Origin of the sequence: Streptococcus sp. VTCC 12886 (assembly GCF_049893425.1) — a bacterium.
Taxonomy (GTDB): domain Bacteria; phylum Bacillota; class Bacilli; order Lactobacillales; family Streptococcaceae; genus Streptococcus; species Streptococcus suis_AA.
Genome location: NZ_JBMVJB010000056.1, coordinates 1 through 5,808 on the forward strand (window position 1 = coordinate 1; position 5,808 = coordinate 5,808).

At 34.1% G+C, this 5,808-nt stretch carries 6 protein-coding genes and 2 pseudogenes; all 8 read right to left on the minus strand.

Translation table 11 applies throughout. The features are described 5' to 3' along the window. Nucleotides 1–423: 423 nt before the first annotated feature. The 8 genes and pseudogenes from ACPC57_RS11205 to ACPC57_RS11240 all read right to left on the minus strand — a co-directional run bounded on the left by ACPC57_RS11205 (nucleotide 424) and on the right by ACPC57_RS11240 (nucleotide 5,729). Nucleotides 424–657, minus strand: a complete 234-nt coding sequence (locus tag ACPC57_RS11205; RefSeq protein ID WP_276934232.1) for a heavy-metal-associated domain-containing protein — start codon at nucleotides 655–657, stop codon at nucleotides 424–426. 89 nt (nucleotides 658–746) lie between these two features. After that, nucleotides 747–2,600 (minus strand): heavy metal translocating P-type ATPase, encoded by a 1,854-nt coding sequence (locus tag ACPC57_RS11210; RefSeq protein WP_434066978.1) that lies wholly within the window; start codon nucleotides 2,598–2,600, stop codon nucleotides 747–749. A 52-nt stretch (nucleotides 2,601–2,652) separates the two neighbouring features. Then, nucleotides 2,653–2,961 carry an iron-sulfur cluster repair di-iron protein, ric gene (locus tag ACPC57_RS11215; RefSeq protein WP_277843509.1) on the minus strand — a complete coding sequence of 103 codons (309 nt, stop codon included), beginning with the start codon at nucleotides 2,959–2,961 and terminating at the stop codon, nucleotides 2,653–2,655. Between the two features lie 149 nt (nucleotides 2,962–3,110). Further along, a complete protein-coding gene (locus ACPC57_RS11220) occupies nucleotides 3,111–3,857 on the minus strand; it encodes a Crp/Fnr family transcriptional regulator (RefSeq protein WP_434066981.1) in 747 nt (248 codons plus the stop codon). Between the two features lie 14 nt (nucleotides 3,858–3,871). Continuing rightward, the gene (locus ACPC57_RS11225; RefSeq protein WP_434066979.1) at nucleotides 3,872–4,114 is read right to left on the minus strand and encodes a hypothetical protein; all 243 of its coding nucleotides are present in this window, start codon (nucleotides 4,112–4,114) and stop codon (nucleotides 3,872–3,874) included. Nucleotides 4,115–4,132: 18 nt separating this feature from the next. Next, nucleotides 4,133–4,357, minus strand: a pseudogene (locus ACPC57_RS11230) (helix-turn-helix domain-containing protein). 142 nt (nucleotides 4,358–4,499) lie between these two features. Continuing rightward, nucleotides 4,500–4,733: pseudogene (locus ACPC57_RS11235) on the minus strand (recombinase family protein); the annotation flags it as partial. Between the two features lie 837 nt (nucleotides 4,734–5,570). Beyond that, nucleotides 5,571–5,729: a DUF1722 domain-containing protein gene (locus tag ACPC57_RS11240; RefSeq protein WP_434066980.1), complete on the minus strand. Its 159-nt coding sequence runs from the start codon at nucleotides 5,727–5,729 to the stop codon at nucleotides 5,571–5,573. Nucleotides 5,730–5,808: the final 79 nt, after the last annotated feature.

Sequence of the window (5,808 nt, forward strand, 5' to 3'; positions counted from 1 at the left end):
ATCCTCCAGTTTGTTTTTTATAACAGTATACTGGAGGAAGGAGTGATTGGATAGATACCTTGTTATTGGGCAGTTACCTATCACTTCTACTCATTCCTAAAATTTTCTCACTTTGATATTTCCACACCCAAAAGAAAAAAAGCCTTACAATCAAGGCTTTTCATTATCCCTTTCGTTTAAAGGTTTCTAGGCTTTCACCAGCAAACCACCTACCTCAACATGGCTTGAGCGGAAGTTATAGCTGTCAAAAACTAGTAACCAAAATATTTTTATCAGAAATTCTCTTTGTGAGAATATATCCACTGTGGGCTTTCGTGTGTGGGAAGATATCGACGACATTATAACTTAGTAACCGTGTCCTTTACCATAGATGACACTAACCAGCATCTGATATCATTAAAACTAAACTTATTCCCTCTTATTTTATAAAGCTTTTACTTGAGATTTTATAACTTCATATCCTAATTTATCGATGGCGTTTTCAATATCTTTTATAGATACTTTTTCATCATCATATTCCACTTTTACTTTACTTGAATTAAATAGCACCTTTATGTTATTTTTGTTTACTCCATCTAATGATTTAACTCCATTTTCTATTTTTTGCATACATGATGGACATGTTAATGTTTCTAACTGAATTGTTGCTTTTTGCATTTTTTATCACTCCTTTAGTTTATGTTAATTGTATTATATACTATTAATATCTATAATAAATTGATTTACATCAAGAATTTTATTTATTTTTATTTTCTTAATTTATAGTGAAGAAGTCTCATACCATTTAAAATAACTACTAATATGCTTGCTTCATGTACTAACATACCGATTGACATGTTCATCCATTCACTAAAGAATACGCTGGCAAGAAGGACTAATACAACCCCTACTGCAATAATAATATTTTGTCGCATGTTATTAGCTGTCGCTTTTGTTAAACCTAGTGCATGTGGCAAGCGGCTGAAATCTGAATTCATTAAAACAACATCTGAAGTTTCAATTGCTACATCTGTTCCATTTCCCATAGCAATTCCAATTTGTGCTAGAGCTAGTGAAGGACTATCATTTACTCCATCTCCAACAAATGCCACAATTTGACCTTTTTCTTGTAACTCTTTAATATATGTTGCTTTATCTTCTGGCAACATATGTCCATGAGCTTCTGTAAGTCCTAGTTCACGTGCTACTAAATCAACTGTTCCTTGGTTATCACCAGAAAGAACTACTAGATTTTTAACACCAAGTTTTTTCAACTGTTTAAGATCATCTTTTACACCCGGGCGAATTTGATCTCGAATACCCATCAATGCCTTTAATTCACCATCAACTGATGTTAAAACAAGTGAATTTCCATTTTTCTCAAATCTGGCAATATCTGCACGAGCTTTTTTACTTAAAAGAACATTTTCTTGCTCCATTAGTGCCACATTACCGACTGCAACTTTATGACCTTCTACATGAGCTACAATTCCTCCACCTTTTACAACTTCTGTTTTTTCAACTGTATATAATTTTATATCTCCAATGTATTCTACAATTGCTTTTGCTAATGGATGATCTGATTCCTTTTCAACACTTGCTAGATACCCTAATACTTCATCTATATTATCTGTATAAAATTCTTTATCAGCTACTTTGGGATTTCCTATTGTTAATGTACCTGTTTTGTCAAATACAATGGTATCTAGTCTGCTAAAATCACTAATAACCTCGCTACCTTTTAGAAGGACTCCATGACGTGCTCCATTGCCAATCCCCGCGACGTTTGAAACCGGTACACCGATTACCAATGCTCCTGGACATCCTAAAACTAATATTGTAATTGCAAGTTCAATATCCCTTGAAAATATCCATACAATAAAAGAGAGAACCAAAACAGCTGGTGTGTAGTATTTAGAAAATCTATCAATGAAACGTTCTGCTTCTGATTTTGAATCCTGTGCTTCTTCAACCAACTCAATGATTTTACCAAAAGTAGTATTCTCACCTACACGATCAGCAGTGATTTGAATAGTTCCATTTTCTAAAATTGTTCCGGCATATACCCTCGAACCTTCCTTTTTACTTACAGGAACCGCTTCTCCGGTAATACTTGCTTCATTAATATGCCCTTCTCCTGTTAACACTGTACCGTCAACTGGGATTTTTGCACCCGTTTTAACAAGCAAAATATCTCCTACATCAACTTCATCTATTTCTACTTCTTCAAACTCACCATTTTCCATTTGTTTTAAGGCACTTTCTGGTGCCATTTGAGTTAATTCTTTAATTGCAGAACGTGTTTTATTAAGTGTCCTTTGTTCTAGAAAAGCTCCAAATAGAAATAAAAATGTAACAATTGCTGATTCTTCGTAGTTTCTAACTATAATGGCTCCGATAACTGCAATGGTAACTAAAACATCAATACTAACTACTTTGACTTTTAATGCTTGATATGCTTGAATCGCAATAGGTGAAACTCCCAAAATTGAAGCAATTACTAATGCCCATATGGCTATTTGTTCGTTTTCGAAGCCTAATTTACTGACAAATGCAATTATTATTAAAATTGCACTTACTATTGTAATATGGTTTTTTCTTCCTAATATAAAATTTTGCATATTCATACTCCTCCCTATTAGATTATTTATATCTTTTCATTGCTTTGTTTGTTTACTTGTATGCTTCATATGCTTTATCTAATTCTGCTAACATGTTATATACTGCTTCATAACTTTCGCATACATCACCTGGAACTGTATAATTATCTGTGATTTCACGTAATTTTACAAACTCCTCTTTTAAGTCCGGCTTTTCTACTCCCGCATCTTTTGCTTTCTTTGCAAGTTCATCATATACTTTACGAACCTGGTAGAATTCTGGATGATTTCCTCCATGAACTTTTGCTACAACTGGAACATATTGTGCTAATGTTTTCAAATGAGTTTCCTTTACTTGATTAAAATTTAATTCTCTTGACATATTTTTTTCCTTCTTTCTTGTTTTATTTTTTCTTTATCTTGATAATATAATACTATAGATTGAACGAAATTAAATTGATCTAAATCAAGTTTAGTCTTTTTTAAATGTTTTAATAATTTTTACTACTATTTTACTTTATATTATCACATCTATACCAACAACAATCCATCTAAATCCAAAATCTCAATCTTTCTACCTGATTTTTGTTTTATACATCCTTCATTTTCTAGGTCAGCTAACTTTCTACTAATAGTTTCTGGAGTAGTTCCTAGATAAGAGGCTAAATCCTTCTTACTCATTGGCAATTCAATTTCCATTGGAACATCTCCGCTTTCCATGCATTCTGCAAGAAACAGTGCTAATCTAGTATCTACCTTCTCTGTGGCAAATCTAGTTATTTGTTTTTCTGATGTTTCTAATCGGTTAGAGAATTCCGATAAAATCTTCAAAGATATAGTAGGGTACTTTAATAAAAATTCTTGTAAATCATTTCTACTAATCATACATACATCGGTATCACTCATTGCTTCTGCATATGCTTCCTGAATTGATTCGCGAAACAAGGCAAGCTCTCCAGTGAAATCGCCTGGATTTAATATTCTCACTAATTGTTCTTTTCCTGATTCAGACAAACGGTAAATTCGAATTTTCCCTTTACTTACAATATATAACAAGTCGGATATATCTCCCTCTCGGTAAATTACTTCACCCTTTTTAAAAGAGGTCGATTTCGTTACTTTCATAATTTCATCCATCTGTTCTCCTTCTAAATGATTAAAGATCGGAACTACAGTGATACATGAAGCGTGTGAAGCCGACCCATGTCCTTGATGATGAGTGTGAGTAACATCGTGATACCCTTGTTTTTTTATACATTGATTTTTAATTTCATGCATCAAATCCTTTTTTTTCATTTGAATGCCCCTTTCATATTCTCTCTTAAGGTCTCTTTAGCTTTTTCCAAGTACCCACGAGTCCAGTAAATGTAGGTAAACCTATCCGGATGAATAATTGCGTTGTCATCATAGTCAGGATTTTCCAGTGTACTTTTTAGACGTCGTATTTCTTGCTTAAGTCCTCGGATGGCGGTCATTATTTCTTCCTTTGTCTTTCCTTTGAGATACTCTTCATAGTAACTTTCCGGACTAATCATTATATTAGACCGCCTCCTTTATTCATTAGATATATTTATCTCATTCCCACCTGGTAAAATAAATGCCTGCTCAAACTTGACACAAAGCACATTTGCAATGGCCTTCAACTCATCTAAGGTTACTGTTTATCGCTTCAATTTCTTGTTGAAATTTTGTGGTGTCTGACCAATACGTCTAGCAAGTTCGGAAACACTTATATTCATTCGCTTGCACAGTTCTTTAATCATTTCAGCCGTAGTCATACAGCACCTCCAAGTTTACGCTAAGAATATTATAAACCCATTTGGTTGATAAGCACAATAGTTATTAAAATATTATTATTGTCAACAAGCAAAGAAAACCCACAACTCTACTGTAGAGTCATGGGCTATTTACTTCTGGTTTTCATATTTCAATTTCAATACCAGATTTGAAGGCTATGACGAAGTGGCCTTCATAGACTGTAACACTCTCGATCATCTTCCTTACAAGCTTATCATCGTACTCTAAGGTGCGGAATTTGTTCTTGCGGATAAATTCAATCAGCTCATTGATTCGCTCGTTCTCGCTACTGAGGGAGGCATCTTCTACTAAGAGGATCTGTCGCTTGTCTCTCAGCTCATCAATCTCATCTGCTATGCTTAATCATTAGACTCAGAGTATCTACAGTCTAGCATAGATGAAAAGGTAGCGCTGATGAGCTCTTACTTCTTTCGGCGTACGGCGAAAAAACCGAGTGGCTCCTGTAAGATCTCATTGGAATGTTTGAGTTACGCATTTTCTTTTTCCAGATCCAAAATACGCTGCTCTTTGTTATCCGCAGATATTCTTTTATGGCCACTGCCAACATAAGTATCTGCTCCATATTTTTTTCGCTGATTTCTCCAAGTGGAATAGTATAATAAGGAATTCCAGTTGATTTGCAACTGCTTTTACGCCGATTTCATCAAAAAGTTTAACGACCTGTTCTTTAAATGATTTTTCATATTGCATGTTGTTCTCACCTTTCTATGTGCTTTGATAATAACATATATTTGGTGAGTTTCATGACTCTACTTTAATGTTAGCACTCCACTAGTGAGCTCTACCGAAAAGAAATACGTAAATATGGCATTCTCCAAAGTATGAATAGTGTAGGTGGCAGATGCCATGATAATCCACAATGCGAAAGCATGTGGGCAAGGCTGAAAGAGGAACTTCTCTATAATCGCTATGATACCACTAAAATGAAAGTTGAATCTGTTAAAACTCTCATCAGGAGATATTTCATCAGCTATTGGATTAACAGGAGAATCTGCTCTACCAACTGAGGGTTACCTCCTATGGTTAAGAGACATCTGTACTATATCTCATCACAGGGTGTTGCGTAGTTCAAACATCCTTGAGTCAAAAGTATAAAGAGATATTAACAATAGCATTCTGAACTGATTTCATTTATTTTTCTGTATAAATTTTGTATTTCTAACCTGAGACATCTTAAAGCTTACCACTATCATTTAGTGAAAGTAATTCTTCTGGAAACGGTTCGAATATAGTTTGTCCTAACAAGTATTCAATATTATATTTTATAGAGTAAACTTTTAAAATACTCGCTATGGCAGATTTGTCGATCTTTCCATCTCTGTATTTTTCCATTAATTTGACCTAGTCAAGCATTTTTGTAACACTAGTGTATAAAATTTCTTACGCTGCACGACATCGTGCAGCATAAGGT